We start from the raw sequence: 16,987 nt of genomic DNA, 5'->3' as shown, positions 1-16,987 counted from the left end.
GATTAACGCGACTGGTTCATGCGCTCGATGACTTGGCGGGTGATGTCGTACTGAGGTTTGACATCAATCACCGCACCGCGCTCCAGCACCAGGTCGAAGGCGCCGTTCTTGATCACGTCTTCAACGGCTTTATCCAGAGTCGGCTTAAGCTTCTTCAGCATTTCACGGTCGGCAGCGGCTTTGGCTTCGTTCAGTTCCTTGGACTGAAACTGGAAGTCGCGGGCCTTTTGCTTGAATTCAAGCTCCAGACGCTCACGCTCGCCTTGCTGCATTTTCTCGCCTTCTTTTACCAGGCGGTCCTGAATGCCTTTGGCGCTGGTTTCCAGAGACTTGAGCTTGGTCAGTTGCGGACCGAATTTCTTCTCGGCATCCACTGCGTATTTCTTCGCAGCGTCCGACTCGAGCAGTGCCTGCTGATAGTTCAGCACGGCAATTTTCATGTCGGCGAAGGCCGGGCCTGCCAGAACGGCAGCGCTTAACAGTACCAATTGGATCAACTTGCGCACGATGAACTCCTGCAAAACCGTTGTCGTTATAAATGATCAGGTAATTAGAACGTCTGACCGAGAGAGAACTGGAATACCTGGGTGTCGGCGTCGTCCGGCTTCTTGATCGGCATGGCCAAGCTGAAGCTGAGCGGGCCCAGTGCAGTAATCCAGGTCACACCAACACCTACGGAGCTGGCCAGACTGTTCAGGTCGAGGTCACAACCGCTATCACCACGTTTTTTCTGCGTGGAACTGCAGTTGGTATCAAACACATTACCCACATCCCAGAACAACGAGGTACGCAGGGAACGCTGGTCTTTCACGAAAGGCAGCGGGAAGAGGTATTCCGCACCACCCTGGATCAACACATTACCGCCGAACGGCAGCGGATCTTGGTCCGGGTCAGTGTAGCGACCGTATTTGTCGCGGCCACCACCAGGTACATAACTCGGGGTACTGCGCGGACCCAGGCTGCTGTCTTCGAAGCCGCGCACCGAGTTGAAACCACCGGCGTAGTAGTTCTCATAGAACGGCAGGCCAGAGGTGCCACCGTAACCGTCGCCATAACCCAGTTCGGTATGGAAACGCATGGTGGTGTTGGTGGTCAGCGGCGCGAAGATCTGGGCGCGGTAGTCCAACTTGTAGAAGGACAGATCGCTACCGGGCAACGTGGTCTCCAGCACCAGGCTTTGCGAGTGACCACGGTTGGCAAGTACACCACGGTTCAGGGTGGACTCGGACCAGCCGACGGAGCCTTTGAAGTTGAGGAAGTTATCCCCTTCCTGGTCGAGGAAGTTGATGATTTCGTCAACGGTGTAGTCACCGGTCTTGATTTCGTCTTCCTGCACGGTCAGACCGAAGGTCAGACGCGCAGTTTCGCTGATGGGATAGCCAACGGTGACACCACCACCAAAGCTGTCCACCGCATAGCTGGAAACGTCGGTGTCCAATTCGTCATAGTCGGTGGTGCGGTAGAAGGCGTTGTAACCCAGGCTCACGCCGTCGACGGTCCAGTAGGGGTCAACGAAGCCGAAGTTGTAGCGGGTCTGGTACTCACTGCGGGTCAAGCCGATGCTGACCTTGTTACCGGTACCGAGGAAGTTGTTCTGGCTAATCGAACCACCGAGGATCAAACCGGCGTTCTGAGCGAAACCGACGCTGGCAGTGATCGAACCCGAAGCCTGCTCTTCCACGCTGTAGTTCACGTCTACCTGGTCGTCGGTACCCGGCACTTGCGGGGTTTCAACGTTTACTTCTTTGAAGAAGCCCAGACGCTCCAGACGGGTTTTGGACTGGTCAATCAAGTAAGTCGAAGCCCAGCCACCTTCCATCTGACGCATTTCACGGCGCAGCACTTCGTCTTCGGACTTGGTGTTGCCACGGAAGTTGATGCGGTTTACGTAGGCACGTTTGCCCGGGTTGACGCCGAACGTGATCGACACGGTGTGGTCTTCGTCGTGCGCTTCCGGCACGCCGTTGACGTTGGCGAAGGTGTAACCCTCGTTACCCAGACGACGGGTGATGAGCTCGGACGTGGTGGTCATCAGCTTGCGCGAGAATACCTGGCCTTTTTTCACCAGCAGCAAGGCTTTGACTTCGTCTTCGGGCACCTTGAGGTCGCCGCTCAGTTTTACTTCACGAACGGTGTACTTCTGACCTTCATCCACGTTGACGGTGATGTAGACGTGTTTCTTGTCCGGGGTGATGGATACCTGGGTGGAGGAGATATCCATGTTGATGTAGCCGCGATCCAGGTAGTAGGAGCGCAGACGCTCAAGGTCACCGGAAAGTTTCTCGCGTGCGTACTTGTCATCGTTCTTGAAGAAGGACAACCAGTTAGTGGTCTTCAGTTCAAACAGATCAACCAGGTCTTCATCCGGGAACACCGTGTTACCCACGACGTTGATGTGCTGGATGGCGGCAACAGTGCCTTCATTGATGTTGATCTTCAGCGCGACGCGGTTACGCGGCTGGGGAATAACTTCTGCTTCGATCTCGGCCGAGTAACGACCCTGAGCCACGTACTGACGCTGCAGTTCGTTACGCACACCTTCGAGGGTGGCGCGTTGGAAGATTTCACCTTCCGACAGACCGGACTGGTTCAACCCCTTGAGCAGGTCTTCACTGGTGATGGCCTTGTTACCTTCGATCTCGATGCTGGAGATCGACGGACGTTCTACTACAGTAATGACCAGCACGTTGCCGTCACGACCCAGTTGAATGTCCTGGAAGAAACCGGTTTTGAACAGAGAGCGAGTGGCTTCGACCAACTGGCGATCATCGGCCGTTTCACCCACGTTCAGGGGCAAGGCGCCGAACACGCTGCCGGCGGAAACCCGCTGCAGGCCGTTGACGCGGATATCGGAGATGGTGAAGGACTCGGCGTGAACTTCGGCGATCATCAGTGCGAAGAGCACCACAGGTAGCAGCAGCAGACGTTTCATGAAGTCCTTTCTTATTCCAACTGACGATAAAAAATCTGCCGCAAAGGGCGGCACTTTTTGTAATTCGGTGAACGCTATAACGGTGAAACTCAGAACCGGCTCAGGTCATTGACCAAGGCCAGCAACATCACCCCAACCACCAGACTGATGCCGATTTGCATCCCCCACCCCTGCACTCGCTCCGACACCGGGCGACCACGCACCCATTCGATCAGATAAAAAAGCAGGTGCCCCCCATCAAGCACGGGAATCGGCAAAAGATTGAGAACCCCCAAACTGATGCTCAGATAGGCCAGGAAATTTAAAAAATCCCCTACCCCGGACTGGGCTGAAGCGCCCGCCACTTTAGCAATGGTTATCGGCCCGCTCAAGTTTTTTACCGAGAGCTCGCCAAAGAGCATTTTCTTCAGCGAATCAAGGGTCAACAGGCTCATCGTCCAGGTGCGTTTAAGCGCCTCGGACACCGATTCCAGCGGCCCAAAACTCACTTCACGAAGCATGTCGGCCGGCCACTCACCCACTTGCGGACCGGCACCCAGGTAGCCCGCCTGAGCCTTGTCGTTGCCCTTGGCAGCCAAGGTAATCGGCAGCTCCACCGGGTGCCCATCGCGCTGGACCACAAGCATCACGCGTTGTCCGGCACGAGGACGCACACCATCGATCAGTTGTTGCCACTCATCGAGCGCAACGCCATCGAGCGTCAGCAGGCGATCACCGACCTTGAGCCCGGCCGCCTGACCTGGGCCATCCGGATCCAGCGTGGCGATGATGGGCTCGATAGCCGGGCGCCACGGGCGAATACCCAGCGATGAAATCGGGTCTGGCTCATCAGCGCCCTTGAGCCAATCCTGCAGTTGAACGGTATGGGTGGTTTCAGAGGTGGAGCCCGGCTCGATCACCTGCACGGCAATCTGCCCGCTCTCGCCGAGACGACGCACCAGTTGCAGGCCGATGTTGCTCCAGCCGGTGGTGCGCTCACCATCGACCGCGACAATTTCCTGCCCCGCTGCCAAACCCGCCTGCGCCGCCAGGCTCTGCGGCTCGACCGCACCAATGACCGGGCGCACCTGCTGACTGCCCATCATGGCCAGCACCCAGAAAAAGAAAATCGCCAATAGGAAGTTGGCGATAGGTCCGGCAGAAACAATAGCGATGCGCTGCAGCACCGGCTTGCGGTTAAACGCGAAAGGAAGATCTTCGGTGGCGATGTGCGCGTCGGTTTCGCGCTCATCCAGCATTTTCACGTAGCCGCCCAGCGGGATCGCGGCTACAACAAACTCAGTGCCGTGTCGGTCATGCCAGCGAACCAGCGGGGTGCCAAAGCCGACGGAGAAGCGCAGCACCTTCACGCCACAGCGGCGGGCGACCCAGAAATGGCCGAACTCGTGGAAGGTAACCAGCACGCCCAAGGCGACCAGCAGACCGCAGACCATATACAGCATGTTCATTTACATCCTCCGAGCTAGCGCCCGTGGTGACTCAGCCAGTGTTCAGCCTGCGCTCGCGCACTGCCATCGGCGGCCAGCACGGTCTCAAGACTGTCTACCGGCTGGGCCGGCTGAGCGTTCAAGACCGCGTCAATCATACTCGCGATCTCGGGGAAACGAATGCGCCGTTCGAGAAACGCCGCCACCGCCACTTCATTGGCGGCGTTAAGCATGGCCGGCGCCGTGCCGCTTGCCTCGGCTGCCTGACGGGCCAGACGCAGGCAAGGAAAGCGCTGTTCGTCGGGCGGCAGAAAGTCGAGACGGGCTATGGCAAACAGATCCAGGGGCAGCACACCCGAGTCAATCCGCTCTGGCCAAGCCAGCGCATGACTGATGGGCGTACGCATATCAGGATTGCCCAACTGCGCCAGCACCGAACCATCGACGTAGTCGACCAGCGAGTGGATAACACTCTGCGGATGGATCACCACCTCGACTTTGGAAGGCGGCGAATCGAACAGCCAGCAGGCCTCGATAAGCTCCAGCCCCTTGTTCATCATGCTGGCCGAGTCGACCGAAATCTTGCGCCCCATTGACCAATTGGGATGGGCGCAGGCCTGTTCGGGCGTCACATGTTGCAGATCGCCCAGCGGCGTTTGCCGGAATGGGCCACCCGAGGCGGTCAGCAGAATTCGCCGCACCCCCACATTGTTAAGGCCGCGCGCGTAGTCAGTCGGCAGGCATTGGAAAATGGCGTTGTGTTCACTGTCGATCGGCAGCAATACGGAGCCGCTTTTGCGCACCGCCTGCATAAACAACGCGCCGGACATCACCAGCGCTTCTTTATTGGCCAGCAATACTTTCTTGCCAGCCTCGACGGCGGCCAGTGTTGGCTTCAACCCGGCGGCGCCAACAATGGCAGCCATCACGGCATCCACGTCAGGATGAGCCGCCACTTCGCAGAGGCCGCCCTCCCCTTCCAGCACCTCTGTTGCCAAACCGGCACCCTGCAAGGCACCGCGCAACTTGGCAGCCGCCGCTGCGTCAGCCACTACCGCATAGCGCGGACGATGCTGCAGGCACAACGCCTCAAGTTCGGCGAGTCGCGAGAAACCGCTAAGGGCAAAAACCTGATAACGCTGCGGGTGGCGAGCGATGACATCCAGCGTACTAAGGCCAATGGAACCAGTCGCCCCGAGAACGGTGATCTGTTGCGCCGAGCTCACAGCGAACCCCAGCCCGCACCCCAGAGCAACACGGTAAACAGAGGAATGGCTGCGGTCAGGCTGTCGATGCGATCCAGCACGCCGCCGTGGCCCGGCAGCAGGTTGCTGCTGTCTTTCAGGCCGGCCTGGCGCTTGAACATACTTTCGGTGAGATCACCGACCACCGACACCATCACGACCAAGGTCACACCGAGCAGGCCGAGCAAAAACTCGCCACCACTCCAACCACGGTACACGCCTACACCGACAGCGATCAGCAAACACGTGAGCAAGCCGCCAAAGACACCTTCCCAGCTCTTACCTGGACTGACCTTGGGCGCCAGCTTGCGCTTGCCAAAGGCACGACCGGAGAAATAGGCACCGATATCAGCACCCCATACCAGAATCATCACCGCGAAAATCAGCCAGTTCGCCAGCGGCCACTGCTTGATCAGCACCAGACCTTGCCAGGCAGGCAACAGAATCAGCAAACCGATCACCAGCTTGATGGGCGTACCCGCCCAATATCGGCTGCTCTCGGGAAAATTGACCACCAGAAAGGTCGCCGTCAACCACCAGCCCACGCCGACCAGCAGCACAACTGGCGCCAGGGCAGGAACCTGATAAAGCACGAATAGCAGAACAGCCACAGCAGAGGCGTAGGCCACGCGCACTGGCTGCGCTTCAAACCCGGCCAAGCGTGCCCACTCCCATGCACCCAAAGTCACCACCGCACCGATAAACAATGCGAAGGCCGAGCCACTAAGCAGAAAAAAACCGCCTAGAGCGATGGGCGCCAGAATCAGGGCGGTGATGATGCGTTGCTTCAACATTGTGCGCGTGCCTCAGCTGCCACTTGCTCGCTGGTTTTACCAAAGCGGCGCTGGCGGGTAGCGTAATCGGCCAGCGCATTGCGCATGGCGTCGTGTTTGAAGTCCGGCCAGAACAGGTCGGAAAAGTACAGCTCGGAATACGCCAGCTGCCAGAGCAGGAAATTGCTGATGCGATGCTCACCACCGGTGCGAATGCACAGGTCTGGCAACGGCTGATCGCCGGTTGCCAGAAGGCCCTGAAGCAAACGCGGGGTGATGTCTTCGGGCCGTAAATGGCCTGCCTGCACCTGGTGCGCCAACTGCTGAGCAGCCTGAGCGATATCCCACTGACCGCCATAGTTGGCCGCCACTTGCAGGACAAAACGGTCATTGCCGGCCGTCAGCGCTTCGGCTTCACGCATGGCGCTTTGCAGCTCCGGGTGAAAGCGCGAACGGTCGCCGATGATACGCAGGCTGATGCCATTGGCGTTGAGCCGCTTCGCCTCGCGCCGCAAGGCAGAGAGAAACAGCTCCATCAGGGCGCCGACTTCCTCAGCCGGCCGATCCCAGTTTTCACTGGAGAAGGCGAACAGGGTCAGCACCTCGACGCCTTCCTCGGCACACACCTCAATTACCGCGCGCACCGCATCGACGCCGGCCTTGTGCCCGGCAACGCCAGGCAGCAAGCGTTTCTTGGCCCAGCGGTTGTTACCATCCATGATGATTGCCACATGTCGTGGCACGCCCGGCGAACCGGTCTTGACGGTCTTTTCCATGACGAAACCGGCCGTTAAACGGCCATCAGATCCGCTTCTTTCTGCTTCACAGCCACTTCAATCTCGCCGACGAACTTGTCCGTCAGTTTCTGGATATCGTCGGCCGCACGGCGCTCTTCGTCTTCGCTGATTTCTTTCTCTTTCACCAGGTCTTTCAGCTGGCTCAGCGCGTCACGGCGAATATTGCGCACCGCTACACGACCATCTTCTGCCGCATCGCGTGCCTGCTTGGTGAAGCCCTTGCGGGTTTCCTCGGTCAGGGCAGGCATGGTGACCAGCAGCAGCTCGCCCAAGTTGGTCGGGTTCAGACCCAGACCCGAACTCTGAATGGCTTTGTCGACAGCACTGAGCATATTGCGCTCGAACGCGACAATCTGCAGGGTACGGGAGTCTTTAACGGTTACGTTGGCAACCTGGTTCAGTGGGGTATCGGCGCCGTAGTAAGGCACCATCACGCCGCCGAGCACGCTTGGGTGCGCCTGGCCGGTGCGGATGCGGCTAAAAGCGTGGACAAGCGATTCCAGGCTTTTTTGCATGCGCTCTTGGGCATCTTTCTTGATTTCGTTGATCATTGCTCGCCTTCCTCGATCAGGGTTCCTTCCGCGCCACCCACTACTACGTTCAGCAGTGCGCCGGGCTTGTTCATATTGAAGACCCGCAGCGGCATCTTGTGGTCGCGACACAGACAGATGGCCGTCAGGTCCATCACGCCTAGCTTACGGTCCAAGACTTCGTCATAGGTCAAACGGTCGAACTTTTCAGCATTCGGGTCTTTGAACGGGTCGGCGGTGTACACGCCGTCCACTTTGGTCGCCTTCAGCACCACATCGGCATCGATTTCGATGGCACGCAGGCAGGCTGCGGAGTCGGTGGTGAAGAACGGGTTACCGGTACCGGCGGCGAAAATCACCACGTCCCCGGAGTTCAGATGACGAATGCCTTTGCGACGATCGTAATGGTCGGTAACGCCAACCATGGAAATCGCCGACATCACGATAGCGGGGATATTTGAGCGCTCAAGCGCGTCGCGCATGGCCAGGGCGTTCATCACCGTGGCCAGCATACCCATGTGGTCGCCGGTGACGCGATCCATGCCGGCAGCGCTCAATGCGGCGCCGCGGAACAGGTTACCGCCACCAATCACCAGACCAACCTGTACCCCTATTCCGACCAGTTGGCCGATTTCCAGGGCCATGCGGTCGAGCACTTTGGGGTCGATACCGAAGTCTTCCGACCCCATCAAGGCTTCGCCGCTTAGTTTGAGCAGAATGCGTTTGTAGCGAGGTTGGCGACCACTCACCTGCTGAGCCATGCGTATCTCTCCTGCGGCGTTTGAATTCTGAACAGGCGATATGCCTGCATTGATCGAGCGCTTGGACAGCGCTCACGGCATTTGGTGCAGCACAGTGCACCAATACCTCTTACACATGCAATTGTCGGCCCCATTTCGACAAAGAGGCTGCGCGCGTGAGCGGGCAGCCTCTTCGGGGCGACAGGTAAAACCTGTCTTACTGCTTGCTGGCAGCCAGTTGAGCCGCTACTTCGTCTGCGAAGTTGGATTCAACTTTCTCGATGCCTTCGCCTACGCCGTAACGTACGAAGGAAACGATTTCAGCGCCGGCTTTCTTGGCCAGAGCACCAACGGTGACTTCCGGATCTTTAACGAAAGACTGCTCTACCAGGCTGGCTTCGGCCAGGAACTTGGAGATACGACCTGCAACCATCTTCTCGACGATCTCGGCTGGTTTGCCTTTGATCTTGTCTTCGTTGAGGCTCAGGAAAACGCCTTTCTCACGCTCGATGGCTTCGGCGGAAACTTCCGACGGCAGCAGGAACTCAGGGTTGCTGGCAGCAACGTGCATAGCGATGTCGCGAGCCAGTTCTGGAGTACCGCCTTTGAGCGAAACGATAACGCCGATTTTGTTGCCGTGAACGTAGGCACCCAGCACGTCGCCTTCAACAGCGGTGAGACGGCGAATGTTGACGTTCTCACCTACTTTGGCAACCAGCTCAACGCGGGCTGCTTCGCGGGACGCGATCAGCGGCTCAACGGAGGTCAGGTTTTCGGCCAGAGCCTGGTCGATGCTGTCGGCGACGAATTTCTTGAAGTCATCTTGCAGAGCCAGGAAGTCGGTCTGCGAGTTCACTTCCATGATCACGGCGCGCTTGTTGTCAGCAGCAACCTTGACCGCGATGGCGCCTTCGGCAGCCACGTTACCGGCTTTCTTGGCGGCCTTGATGGCACCCGAAGCACGCATATCGTCGATGGCTTTCTCGATGTCGCCGCCAGCCTTGGTCAAGGCCTTTTTGCAATCCATCATGCCTTCGCCAGTACGTTCACGCAGTTCTTTGACCAGCGCTGCAGTAATCTCTGCCATTTCGAAATCCTCTTGGATAAGTCCCACCCGGCGGGCCGGATGATGATCAATTCTAAGGTGGCAAAAAGGGGGCCTAGCCCCCTTTTTGCTAACCGAGAGACGCTAGAAGCGGTCTACTCAGCCTTCAGCTTGTTCAGCAGCAACAGGAGCCTCGACGAATTCGTCGGTGCCGCCGTTGGCGTTGCTGCGGCCACGCACTACTGCGTCAGCCATTGCACCCATGTACAGCTGAATGGCGCGAATGGCGTCATCGTTGCCTGGGATGATGAAATCAACACCTTCCGGGCTGCTGTTGGTATCGACTACGCCGATAACCGGGATGCCGAGCTTGTTAGCTTCGGTGATAGCGATGCGCTCGTGATCAACGTCGATTACGAACAGGGCATCAGGCAGGCCGCCCATGTCCTTGATACCACCCAGGCTGCGATCCAGTTTTTCCAGATCACGAGTACGCATCAAAGCTTCTTTTTTGGTCAGCTTGGTGAAAGTGCCGTCTTGCGACTGAACTTCCAACTCACGTAGACGCTTGATCGACTGACGGATGGTTTTGTAGTTGGTCAGCATGCCGCCCAACCAGCGGTGATCCACGAACGGCGAACCGCAACGTGCTGCTTCTTCAGCAACGATCTTGCCAGCGGAACGCTTGGTGCCGACGAACAGAATCTTGTTTTTGCCCGAAGCCAGTTTTTCAACGAACGACAGAGCGTCGTTGAACATCGGCAGGGTTTTTTCCAGGTTGATGATGTGGATCTTGTTGCGCGCGCCGAAAATGTACTTGCCCATTTTCGGGTTCCAGTAACGGGTCTGGTGGCCGAAGTGCACACCGGCCTTCAGCATATCGCGCATATTGACTTGGGACATGATAGTTCCTTGATAAGTCGGGTTAGGCCTCCACGTATCCCAATGACCAACCTTCAGCAATTAACTGCGAGCAATTAACTGAAAGGCACCCAGGCCATCGTGTCGATACGTGTGTGGGGTTTAGGCTTTCGAGCTGATGCCCGGAAAGCGGCGCATTTTATACCACAGCAAGCGGAGAAACGGAACCCGAAACTACGGTCCGGCTGGCAACAGGCCGGACACAAATCGTCCCACTACTATAAGGAAAGTATCCCGAGCCTGTAGGGAACCGCCCACAGCTGGATAGTTAGGCTGCTTGGAATGCTAGAATCGCGCTTTCCGTATTTTTGCCGAGCGCCAACGGGCGCTGAGAGAGCTTGTATGACCGTCACTATCAAGACGCCCGAAGAAATCGAAAAAATGCGCATCGCCGGCCGTCTGGCCAGTGAAGTGCTGGAAATGATTGGCGAATACGTCAAGCCGGGCGTGACCACCGAAGAACTGGACCGCATCTGCCACGACTATATCGTCAACGTTCAGCAGGCTATTCCTGCACCGCTGAACTACAAGGGTTACCCGAAATCCATCTGCACCTCGATCAACCACGTGGTGTGCCACGGTATTCCTAACGAGAAGCCCCTCAAGGATGGCGATGTGCTGAACATCGACATCACTGTGATCAAAGACGGCTACCACGGCGACACCAGCAAGATGTTCCATGTCGGCAACGTGCCGGAATGGGCCGTGCGCCTGTCCAGGATCACCCAGGAATGCATGTATAAAGGCATCGAGCTGGTAAAACCGGGCGCTCGTCTGGGTGATATCGGCGAAGTGATCCAGAAGCACGCCGAGAAGAACGGTTTTTCGGTGGTTCGCGAATACTGCGGCCACGGCATCGGCAAGGTGTTCCACGAAGAGCCGCAAGTGCTGCACTACGGCCGCGCAGGCACCGGGATGGAATTGAAAGAAGGCATGACCTTCACCATCGAGCCGATGATCAACCAGGGTCGCGCCGAAACCCGTCTACTGGGCGACGGCTGGACCGCCATCACCAAGGACCGCAAGCTCTCGGCCCAGTGGGAACACACCATTCTGGTGACCGCCACCGGCTACGAGATCTTCACCCTGCGCACCGATGACACCATCGCACGCACCTCGGCCTGATCGATCACGCAACCTGACTGCCCTTATATAAATAGAAAGGAACGCAACTGAATGCCGCAGGTGGATCCCGAGTTGTTCGACCGCGGCCAGTTCCAGGCGGAACTGGCGCTTAAAGCCAGCCCCATTGCGGCATTCAAGAAAGCCATCCGTCGCGCCCATGAGGTGCTCGACGAGCGCTTCAAGGAAGGCCGCGATGTCCGGCGTCTGGTGGAAGACCGTGCCTGGTGCATCGACCAGATCCTGCGCGAAGCCTGGGCCCAGTTCGACTGGAGCGAAGACGCCGATATCGCCCTGCTGGCGGTCGGCGGCTACGGCCGTGGCGAGCTGCACCCTTACTCGGACATCGACCTGCTGCTGTTGCTCGACAGCGCCGACCACGAAATCTTCCGCGATTCCATCGAACGTTTCCTGACCCTTTTGTGGGACATCGGCCTGGAAGTGGGCCAGAGCGTGCGCTCGGTAGACGAATGCGCCTCCGAAGCCCAAGCCGACCTGACGGTGGTCACCAACCTGATGGAAAGCCGCACCATTGCCGGCCCCGAGCGTCTGCGCCAGCGCATGATCGAGGTCACCAGCACCAGCCGGATGTGGCCGAGCAAGGATTTTTTCCTCGCCAAGCGCGATGAACAGACCGCACGCCACGCCAAGTACAACGACACCGAGTACAACTTAGAGCCGAACGTCAAAGGCTCGCCCGGTGGCCTGCGCGATATTCAGACCATTCTCTGGGTCGCACGCCGGCATTTCGGCACCCTGAACCTGCACGCCATGGTCGGCCAGGGCTTTTTGCTGGAAAGCGAATATTCGCTGCTGGCCTCCTCCCAGGAATTTCTCTGGAAGGTGCGCTACGCCCTGCATATGCTCGCCGGCCGCGCTGAAGACCGGCTGCTGTTCGATCACCAGCGCGCTATCGCCAAGCTGCTGGGCTTTGAAGACAGCAACGGCAAGCTGGCCATCGAACACTTTATGCAGAACTACTACCGCGTAGTAATGAGCATCTCCGAGCTCAGCGAGTTGGTGGTGCAGCATTTCGAAGAAGTGATTTTGCGCCACGAAGACAGTGGGCAGGTGCAGCCGCTCAACAGCCGCTTCCAACTGCGCGACGGCTATATCGAAGTCACCGCCGCCAGCGTGTTCAAACGCACACCGTTCGCCATGCTCGAAGTGTTCGTGCTGATGGCGCAAAACCCCGAGATCAAAGGGGTGCGCGCCGACACCGTGCGCCTGTTGCGCGAACATCGACACCTGATCGACGACGACTTCCGCCAGGACATCCGCAACACCAGCCTGTTTATCGAGCTGTTTAAGTGCGAGATTGGCATTCACCGCAATCTGCGGCGGATGAACCGTTACGGCATCCTCGGCCGTTATCTGCCCGAGTTCGGCGATATCGTTGGGCAGATGCAGCACGACCTGTTCCACATCTACACCGTCGATGCGCACACGCTGAACCTGATCAAGCACCTGCGCAAACTGCAGTACACGCCGATTTCCGAGAAATTTCCGCTGGCGAGCAAGCTGATGGGCACCCTGCCGAAGCCGGAACTCATCTATATGGCCGGTCTGTACCACGACATTGGTAAAGGCCGTGGCGGTGACCACTCGGAGCTGGGCGCGGTCGATGCGCAGGCCTTCTGTGAGCGCCACCAACTGCCGGCGTGGGACTCGCGACTGATCGTATGGCTGGTGCAAAACCACCTGGTGATGTCCACTACCGCGCAGCGCAAGGATTTGTCCGACCCGCAGGTGATCCACGACTTCGCCCAACTGGTGGGCGATCAAGTGCACCTCGACTACCTGTACGTGCTGACTGTGGCCGACATCAACGCGACCAACCCCACACTCTGGAACTCCTGGCGTGCCAGCCTGCTGCGCCAGCTGTACAGCGAGACCAAGCGCACCCTGCGCCGTGGCCTGGAGCACCCGGTAGACCGCGAAGAACAGATTCGCCAAACCCAGAATGCCGCGCTGGATATTCTGGTGCGCAGCGGCACCGACCCTGACGACGCCGAACAGCTGTGGTCGCAACTGGGCGATGACTATTTTCTGCGTCATACCGCCGGCGATGTGGCCTGGCACACCGATGCGATCTTGCAGCACACCTCCGCGCACGACCCGCTGGTATTGATAAAGGAAACCACCCAGCGCGAGTTCGAAGGCGGCACCCAGATTTTTATTTACGCTCCCGACCAACACGACTTCTTCGCCGTGACCGTGGCGGCCATGGACCAGCTGAACCTGAACATTCACGATGCCCGCGTCATCACCTCCAGCAGCCAGTTCACGCTCGACAGCTATATCGTGCTCGACACGGACGGCGGCTCGATCGGCGACAACCCGGCGCGCATCAAGGAAATTCGCGAGGGCCTGGTCAACGCGCTAAGCCACCCGGACGATTACCCGACCATCATCCAGCGCCGCGTTCCGCGCCAGCTCAAGCACTTTGCCTTCGCCCCACAGGTGGTGATTTCCAACGACGCCGGTCGCCCGGTCACCGTGCTGGAACTTACCTCGCCGGACCGTCCGGGCCTTCTGGCACGGATCGGCAGGATTTTCCTGGACTTTGACCTGTCGCTGCAGAACGCCAAGATCGCCACCCTGGGCGAGCGCGTGGAAGACGTGTTCTTCGTCACCGACGCCAACAACCAGCCGTTGTCCGACCCCGATCTGTGTGCCCGTTTGCAGGACGCGATCATCGAACAACTGTCCGACGCCGACGGCAACCGCGTCGAGCTCTCCCGAATCAGTATTTGAATAACGACGCCCGCACATGAATGACGCCCTGAACCACCTGCAGCCCTACCCGTTTGAAAAGCTTCGCGCCCTGCTCGCCGGTGCCCTGCCGCCGGCCGAGAAAAGCGCGATTGCCTTGTCGATTGGCGAACCCAAACACCGCTCGCCCGAGTTCGTGGCCAAGGCATTGAGCGATAATCTCGACCAGCTTGCCGTCTACCCGACCACGCTGGGTATTGCCGCGCTGCGCGAGTCCATCGCCACGTGGTGCGAGCGCCGCTTCAACGTGCCGGCCGGCTGGCTCGATGCAGGCAAGCACGTGCTGCCGGTAAACGGCACCCGTGAAGCGCTGTTCGCCTTCACCCAGACCGTGGTGCAGCGCAGCGACGACGGCCTGGTGGTCAGCCCCAATCCGTTCTACCAGATCTATGAAGGTGCGGCCCTGCTGGCCGGCGCCAAGCCCCACTACCTGCCGTGCCTGGAAGAAAATGGCTTCAACCCGGACTTCGACGCCGTGTCAGCCGATATCTGGCAGCGCTGCCAGATTCTGTTCCTGTGCTCCCCCGGCAACCCCACCGGTGCGCTGATCCCCCAAGCCACGCTGCAAAAACTGATCATGCTGGCCGATCAGTACGACTTCGTGATCGCCGCCGACGAGTGCTACAGCGAGCTGTATTTTGACGAAGCCAACCCACCGGCCGGCCTGCTCAGCGCCTGCGCCGCCATGGGCCGCAGCGATTTTGCACGCTGCGTGGTGTTCCATAGCCTGTCCAAGCGCTCCAACCTGCCGGGGCTGCGTTCCGGTTTCGTGGCCGGCGATGCCGCAATCCTGAAATCATTCCTGCTGTACCGTACCTACCACGGCTGCGCCATGCCGGTGCAAACCCAGCTAGCCAGCGTGGCCGCCTGGAACGACGAGGCCCATGTACGCTCCAATCGCGACCTGTACCGGGAAAAGTACGACGCCGTGCTGGATATCCTGCAGCCGGTAATGGACGTGCAACGCCCCGACGGTGGCTTTTACTTGTGGGCGAAAACGCCGATGGACGACGCCGACTTTACCCGTGAACTGTTCGCTAAAGAGCACGTCACCGTGGTGCCCGGCTCCTATCTGTCGCGCGAAGTGGACGGCTTCAACCCCGGCGCCGGCCGTGTGCGCATGGCCTTGGTCGCCCCCCTGGCCGAATGCGTGGAAGCCGCCACGCGGATTCGCGCCTTTATTCAGAGCAAGGCAAACGCATGAGCATCACCCTCTACGGCATCAAAGCCTGTGACACGATGAAAAAAGCCCGTACCTGGCTGGAGGAGCACAAGGTCGATTACGCCTTTCACGACTACAAAGCCGTGGGCATCGACCGTGAGCACCTGCAGCAATGGTGCAGCGAACATGGCTGGGAAAGCGTGCTGAACCGCGCCGGCACCACCTTTCGCAAGTTGAGCGACGCTGACAAAAGCGACCTCGACCAGGCCAAGGCGGTTGAACTAATGGCGGCCCAGCCATCAATGATCAAACGCCCGGTATTGGACTTGGGCAGCAAGACGCTGCTGGGTTTCAAACCCGAGAAGTACGCCGCCGCATTCGAATAAACCGCTGCCGGGCTTTGCCCGGGCAAGCGGCAGAAAAACACCGTGACTGCCGCCGCCAACCGGCGCGTCGACCTAATTCAGCAAGAGGAAACACCATGTCCAATTCCCTGTTCAGCCTGGCCTTCGGCGTCGGCACCCAAAACCGCGAAGGCAACTGGCTGGAAGTGTTTTACGCCCAACCGCTGCTTAACCCGGCAAGCGATCTGGTCGCCAAAGTCAGCGAAAAGCTTGGCTACCAAGGCGGCAACCAGGCCATCGCCTTCACCAGCAACCAGGCCACCGAACTGGCCGACCTGTTGAAAAACGTGGACAGTGCACAAGCGGCCCTGCTCACCCGCCTGGCCGAAAGCCAACGCCCACTGGTGGCCACCCTGCTGGCCGAAGATGCCGCGCTGACCTCCACGCCTGAGGCTTACCTGAAGCTGCACCTGCTCTCCCACCGTCTGGTGAAACCGCACGGCCTGAGCCTGGCGGGCATTTTCCCGTTGCTGCCAAACGTAGCCTGGACCAGCCAGGGCGCCGTGGACCTCAGCGAACTGGCCGAACGTCAGCTGGAAGCCCGCTTGAAAGGCGAGCTGCTGGAAGTGTTCTCGGTGGACAAGTTCCCGAAAATGACCGACTACGTGGTGCCGGCCGGCGTGCGCCTGGCTGACAGCTCGCGTATCCGCCTGGGCGCTTATGTAGGCGAAGGCACCACCGTCATGCACGAAGGCTTTATCAACTTCAACGCCGGCACCGCAGGCCCGGGCATGATCGAAGGCCGCGTATCGGCCGGCGTATTCGTGGGCAAGGGCTCGGACCTGGGCGGCGGTTGCTCCACCATGGGCACCCTGTCCGGTGGCGGCAATATCGTGATCAGCGTCGGTGAAGGCTGCCTGATCGGCGCCAACGCCGGTATCGGCATTCCGCTGGGCGACCGCAATACTGTGGAATCGGGCCTGTACATCACCGCCGGCACCAAAGTGGCGCTGCTGGACGACCAGAACCAACTGGTAAAAGTACTTAAGGCCCGCGACCTGGCTGGCCAGCCAGACCTGCTGTTCCGCCGCAATTCGCAGACCGGTGCCGTAGAAGCCAAGTCGCACAAGACCGCGATCGAGCTGAACGCAGCCCTGCATGCGCATAACTGATAG

At 59.1% G+C, this 16,987-nt stretch carries 15 protein-coding genes; 5 read left to right on the top strand and 10 right to left on the bottom strand.

Annotation, left to right across the window (positions count from 1 at the left end; genetic code table 11):
* Window positions 1-2 precede the first annotated feature (2 nt).
* From PKE98_RS05045 to rpsB, 10 genes are all read right to left on the bottom strand, one after another.
* A complete protein-coding gene (locus PKE98_RS05045) occupies window positions 3-506 on the bottom strand; it encodes an OmpH/Skp family outer membrane protein (protein ID WP_271194182.1) in 504 nt (167 codons plus the stop codon).
* A gap of 44 nt (window positions 507-550) precedes the next feature.
* Window positions 551-2,932: an outer membrane protein assembly factor BamA gene (bamA, locus tag PKE98_RS05040; RefSeq protein WP_271194181.1), complete on the bottom strand. Its 2,382-nt coding sequence runs from the start codon at window positions 2,930-2,932 to the stop codon at window positions 551-553.
* 89 nt (window positions 2,933-3,021) lie between these two features.
* Window positions 3,022-4,380: a sigma E protease regulator RseP gene (gene rseP, locus PKE98_RS05035; RefSeq protein ID WP_271194180.1), complete on the bottom strand. Its 1,359-nt coding sequence runs from the start codon at window positions 4,378-4,380 to the stop codon at window positions 3,022-3,024.
* A 14-nt stretch (window positions 4,381-4,394) separates the two neighbouring features.
* The gene (gene ispC / locus PKE98_RS05030) at window positions 4,395-5,585 is read right to left on the bottom strand and encodes a 1-deoxy-D-xylulose-5-phosphate reductoisomerase (RefSeq protein ID WP_271194179.1); all 1,191 of its coding nucleotides are present in this window, start codon (window positions 5,583-5,585) and stop codon (window positions 4,395-4,397) included.
* Window positions 5,582-6,397, bottom strand: coding sequence for a phosphatidate cytidylyltransferase (locus tag PKE98_RS05025; protein ID WP_271194178.1), 816 nt, complete (start codon window positions 6,395-6,397; stop codon window positions 5,582-5,584). Before PKE98_RS05025 ends, ispC begins: the two co-directional genes overlap by 4 nt.
* On the bottom strand, window positions 6,391-7,152 hold the full coding sequence (gene uppS, locus PKE98_RS05020; RefSeq protein ID WP_271194177.1) for a polyprenyl diphosphate synthase: 762 nt from the start codon (window positions 7,150-7,152) through the stop codon (window positions 6,391-6,393). The genes PKE98_RS05025 and uppS overlap by 7 nt, the downstream gene beginning before the upstream one ends.
* A gap of 14 nt (window positions 7,153-7,166) precedes the next feature.
* Complete coding sequence (gene frr / locus PKE98_RS05015) at window positions 7,167-7,724, bottom strand: ribosome recycling factor (RefSeq protein ID WP_108095942.1); 558 nt, start codon at window positions 7,722-7,724, stop codon at window positions 7,167-7,169.
* Window positions 7,721-8,464 carry a UMP kinase gene (pyrH, locus tag PKE98_RS05010; protein WP_271194176.1) on the bottom strand — a complete coding sequence of 248 codons (744 nt, stop codon included), beginning with the start codon at window positions 8,462-8,464 and terminating at the stop codon, window positions 7,721-7,723. The genes frr and pyrH overlap by 4 nt, the downstream gene beginning before the upstream one ends.
* 196 nt (window positions 8,465-8,660) lie before the next feature.
* The gene (gene tsf, locus PKE98_RS05005) at window positions 8,661-9,530 is read right to left on the bottom strand and encodes a translation elongation factor Ts (protein WP_271194175.1); all 870 of its coding nucleotides are present in this window, start codon (window positions 9,528-9,530) and stop codon (window positions 8,661-8,663) included.
* Between the two features lie 117 nt (window positions 9,531-9,647).
* Window positions 9,648-10,391, bottom strand: a complete 744-nt coding sequence (rpsB, locus tag PKE98_RS05000) for a 30S ribosomal protein S2 (protein WP_108095945.1) — start codon at window positions 10,389-10,391, stop codon at window positions 9,648-9,650.
* Window positions 10,392-10,751: 360 nt separating this feature from the next.
* On the opposite strand from rpsB, the gene map reads away from it, so the two are divergent.
* From map to dapD, 5 genes are all read left to right on the top strand, one after another.
* Window positions 10,752-11,534: a type I methionyl aminopeptidase gene (gene map / locus PKE98_RS04995; RefSeq protein ID WP_271194174.1), complete on the top strand. Its 783-nt coding sequence runs from the start codon at window positions 10,752-10,754 to the stop codon at window positions 11,532-11,534.
* 51 nt (window positions 11,535-11,585) lie between these two features.
* A complete protein-coding gene (locus tag PKE98_RS04990; protein ID WP_271194173.1) occupies window positions 11,586-14,288 on the top strand; it encodes a [protein-PII] uridylyltransferase in 2,703 nt (900 codons plus the stop codon).
* A gap of 16 nt (window positions 14,289-14,304) precedes the next feature.
* The gene (dapC, locus tag PKE98_RS04985; protein ID WP_271194172.1) at window positions 14,305-15,510 is read left to right on the top strand and encodes a succinyldiaminopimelate transaminase; all 1,206 of its coding nucleotides are present in this window, start codon (window positions 14,305-14,307) and stop codon (window positions 15,508-15,510) included.
* Window positions 15,507-15,854 (top strand): ArsC family reductase, encoded by a 348-nt coding sequence (locus tag PKE98_RS04980; RefSeq protein ID WP_271194171.1) that lies wholly within the window; start codon window positions 15,507-15,509, stop codon window positions 15,852-15,854. Before dapC ends, PKE98_RS04980 begins: the two co-directional genes overlap by 4 nt.
* Window positions 15,855-15,949: 95 nt before the next feature.
* A complete protein-coding gene (gene dapD / locus PKE98_RS04975; RefSeq protein ID WP_271194170.1) occupies window positions 15,950-16,984 on the top strand; it encodes a 2,3,4,5-tetrahydropyridine-2,6-dicarboxylate N-succinyltransferase in 1,035 nt (344 codons plus the stop codon).
* Window positions 16,985-16,987 lie beyond the last annotated feature (3 nt).

This window comes from Pseudomonas turukhanskensis (assembly GCF_027922365.1).
GTDB classification, from domain to species: Bacteria; Pseudomonadota; Gammaproteobacteria; order Pseudomonadales; family Pseudomonadaceae; genus Aquipseudomonas; species Aquipseudomonas turukhanskensis.
The sequence above is the reverse complement of the archived record's forward strand: the minus strand, read 5'-3'. Positions and strand labels throughout refer to the sequence as shown.